Genomic DNA, 3,559 nt, shown 5'->3' with positions numbered 1-3,559 from the left:
GTCTCCGCAAGTCTGAGCCGCTCGGCTTTGTCGAGGCGCCCCCTCACCCGCCCTGGCGTCGCTTCGCTCCGCCAGGTCGACCTCTCCCCGCGCGCGGGGAGAGGTGAAAGAGCCGCAGCGCTTCACCCCTGCGGCAACACTGCATTGCTCGGGGTCACGCGGTCGCTGATCTGCATGCCGAACAGGCTGCCGATCAGCTCGACCGCCACACGCGCGGTGCGGCCGCGCTCGTCGAGGAAGGGGTTGAGCTCGACGACATCGACCGAGTGCACCAGGCCGGAATCGTGCAGCAGCTCCATCACCAGGTGCGCCTCGCGGTAGGTCGCGCCGCCCGGCACGGTGGTGCCGACGCCGGGCGCCACCGACGGGTCGAGCACGTCGACATCGAACGACAGATGCAGCACGCCGCCGGCAGCGCGGACGCGGTCGATGACGCGGCGGATCAGCACGCCGACGCCGAACTCGTCGATCGCCCGCATGTCGACCACCGGAATCGCGCGGGCGCGTACCAGCTCCTTCTCCAGGGGATCAATCGAGCGGATGCCGAATAGATCGAGCTGGCTCGGCGGGATCGAGACCCGCGGTTCGGCGCCGAGCAGATGATCAAGCCCCGGCTCGCCGCACAGGAATGCCGCCGACATGCCGTGCATATTGGCGGACAGCGTCGTGGCCGGCGTGTTGTAGTCGGCATGGGCGTCGAACCACAGTACGAACAGCGGCTTACCCTGCTGCTGCCAATAGCGCGCCACGCCGTTGATCGAGCCCATCGACAGGCTGTGATCGCCGCCCATGAACAGCGGCACGGCGCCGGAGCGCGCCAGCTCGTAGGCGCGCGCCGAGATCGCCCCGACCCAGCTGCGCACCTCGTCGTAGTAATTGGCGTTGGCCGGCACCGGATCGTCGCTGCGCGTGACCGGCGGATGCGCCATGTCGCCATGGTCCTCGACCGTGAAGCGCAGCTGTTCGAGCACGCGGCCGATGCCGGCGGTACGCAGCGCCGCGGGGCCCATCAGAGTGCCGCGCAAGCCGGCCCCGATCTCGATCGGCACACCGAGCAGCGCGATGCGGCGGGAAGGGACGAGGAGGGAGCCGGATGGCGTCATGCGCGGCGCCTTTCAAGCTGGCGTGGCCTGTTCGGCCCAGCATGTAGCAGCGACGCGTGACGCGCGCGCGTCGCCGCGATGAGTTCGATCAGGCCTTGAAATAGGTGATCTGATGCGTCGTCGCCAGCAGCTTGCCGCTCGGCGACCATAGTTCCCCGGTCTGGTCGCTGAAGCTCTTGTGAAACACGTTGGCGTCGGCAACGCCGAGCACGGCGGTGATCGGCTCGGCCACGAGGTCGGCGGCATCGACGTGGAAATAGGTCGTCATCGACACCGTGCCGATCGGCAGCAATTCGCCGCGGACATGGAAAATCCGGGCGAAGAACGCGTCGGCGATCGCCGACAGCGACAGCAGGTCGAGCGTGCGCGGCACGGCGTGGCCGATCCACGCCTTGGTGTGGGGGCTGGCGGGACCGGCCTGCGTGCCCGCGCCGAAGCTCGGCTCGTTCTCGACAAAGCGGAACTCGAATTGTCGCACCCATGCGGCGGCGACGCCGGCGCGGGAATACACCGGCGCCTCGTCATAGGACGCGGTCTGGGGCATTTCGGCCGGACGGTGGCTCCAGGTTTCGCGGCGCTGCGCGAACACCGCGGTGGCGAAGGCTTCGACATCATCGCCGCCCTGCGTCAGCTCGATGCCCCAATGCTGCGTCGAGCGCGTCGCCTTGATCAGCCGCGGCGTCAGATCGAAGCGGCCGGCGGCGATCGGCGCGCAGAAATTCACCGTGAACGCCAGCGGATCGCCGGTCCGCTCCGGCTGCGCCATCAGCGCGCGCAGCAGCGTCGCCGCGGTGGCGCCGCCGAACTGGCCGACGAAGGCGTGATAATCGTCGCTGGTCGCGCCCTGCCAGCGGCCGCCCAGCAGCTCCACGCGGGTGGCGGCGTCGAACGGATGGATGCTGTCGTCGACCCTGGCGTCCATGATTGCTCCCTGTGTTGTTATTCTTCTTTGCGCCGCACAATCTGCCCCGCGCCGCGCAACGACGCAATGGCTGTCGGGCGTCATGTGATGGGCCGCGCCATAGACGGTCGAGAGGCCGCTTACCGACTAGCGCAATGAGCCGCCCCGAGCCGCGGCGCGCTCCCTCTCCCGCTTGCGGGAGAGGGCTGGGGTGAGGGCGCCCCAGGCACTGACTCTGCGACTCGCGGAGCGGAGAGCCCTCACCCGGATCGCTGACGCGATCCGACCTCTCCCGCAAGCGGGAGAGGTTATCACCGATGCGGAGGCGTTTCGGCGCGCAAGGCTTCGGCGAGGCGATGCAGGCCCGGGTCGCGACAGCCCTGGGCTTCCAGCGAATGCACCGTCGACAGCACGTAGTCGCGATTGGGGCCGGACTGGCCGTGGCCCTGGCGGACCAGGCGGAGCTGCTCGGCCGGGGTCAGCCGCCCGGCATACTGCGCGTGGCCGCGATCGACCACATAGGCCAGCGCGCTGATCCGCCGCCGCGCGTCGTCTTCCAGCCAGACCGAGCGCTTGACCTCGCGATACACGCTGGTGACCTGCTCACGCTCGCGCAAATACGCCACCGTCCGCATCCGGTGCTCGTCCGCGACCCGGAACGCGATGCCGCGGCAGGCGCCGCCGCGGTCGAGCCCGAGCACCAGCCCGGGCTGCTCGGGCGTGCCGCGATGCACGAACGAATACACGCACAGCGCCCGATGTTCGCCGATCAGCCGCGCCGGCAGCTGTTCGACGAAGTCGAACCCGGGCCGCCACATCAGCGATCCATAGCCGAACACCCACAGGTCGCCTTCGGCAAGCTCGGCATCGGTCAGGATCTTGGCGGACATGATGGCAAGACTTCAGAGCAAGGCTTCGCGCAAATGACAAATTCCGTCTCTACCGCATCGGGCCGGCCGATGTCAGCGCTTTCGCACGACGATCGGCAGGACGGCGATGCGCCGCGCTCCCGTGATTTGCCTTTTCGGGCACACACTCTAAGTAGGCTCGATGACCGAACACACGCTTCCCACCCGCCGCCGGCTCTGGCCACTGTTCCTGCTGCCGGCGATGCTGCTCGTCGCCGCGATCGCCTGGAGCGGCTTCTGGTTCTTCTCCGTCGCCCAGGTCGACCGCATCGTGGATTCCTGGCGGGCCCGCGAAGCCGCGGCCGGTCGTGCCTATGATTGCGGCGACCGCTCGATCGCCGGCTTCCCGTTCCGCCTGGAAGTGCGCTGCGCCGACGCCAGCGTGGCGCTGACCGCGCAGACCGCCGAACAGGTGGCGAGCCGGACGCCGCTGACGGCGAAGCTCGCCGAGATCCTGGTGGTGGCGCAGATCTATCAGCCGAGCCTGCTGATCGCCGAGTTCAAGGGGCCGGCGACCTTCGCTGATCTCGGCCAGCCGCCGTCGATGCAACTGAACTGGGCGAGCGCGCGCAGCAGCGCCGCTGGCCTGCCGGGGCCGCCGCAGCGGGTGTCGCTGGTGTTCGAGGCGCCGACGCTCGACCGGCTCC

General features: G+C 69.1%; 4 protein-coding genes. 1 reads left to right on the top strand and 3 read right to left on the bottom strand.

What is annotated here, in order from left to right; translation table 11 throughout:
- Nucleotides 1–122: 122 nt before the first annotated feature.
- The 3 genes from rocF to IP86_RS20130 form a co-directional block, all read right to left on the bottom strand.
- Nucleotides 123–1,103: an arginase gene (gene rocF, locus IP86_RS20140; RefSeq protein WP_054164215.1), complete on the bottom strand. Its 981-nt coding sequence runs from the start codon at nucleotides 1,101–1,103 to the stop codon at nucleotides 123–125.
- 88 nt (nucleotides 1,104–1,191) lie between these two features.
- Nucleotides 1,192–2,025: an acyl-CoA thioesterase gene (locus IP86_RS20135; RefSeq protein WP_054164214.1), complete on the bottom strand. Its 834-nt coding sequence runs from the start codon at nucleotides 2,023–2,025 to the stop codon at nucleotides 1,192–1,194.
- Nucleotides 2,026–2,315: 290 nt separating this feature from the next.
- Entirely contained in the window at nucleotides 2,316–2,894 is a 579-nt protein-coding gene (locus IP86_RS20130) for a gamma-glutamylcyclotransferase (RefSeq protein WP_054164213.1), read from the bottom strand.
- A gap of 160 nt (nucleotides 2,895–3,054) precedes the next feature.
- Here IP86_RS20130 and IP86_RS20125 point away from each other — a divergent pair.
- A partial coding sequence (locus IP86_RS20125; RefSeq protein ID WP_156332572.1) for a DUF2125 domain-containing protein occupies nucleotides 3,055–3,559 on the top strand: 505 nt, incomplete at its 3' end.

The sequence above is a fragment of the Rhodopseudomonas sp. AAP120 genome, assembly GCF_001295845.1.
Classification (GTDB): Bacteria; Pseudomonadota; Alphaproteobacteria; order Rhizobiales; family Xanthobacteraceae; genus Rhodopseudomonas.
Note: the sequence above shows the minus strand (reverse complement) of the source record. Positions and strands in the feature narration are given on the sequence as shown.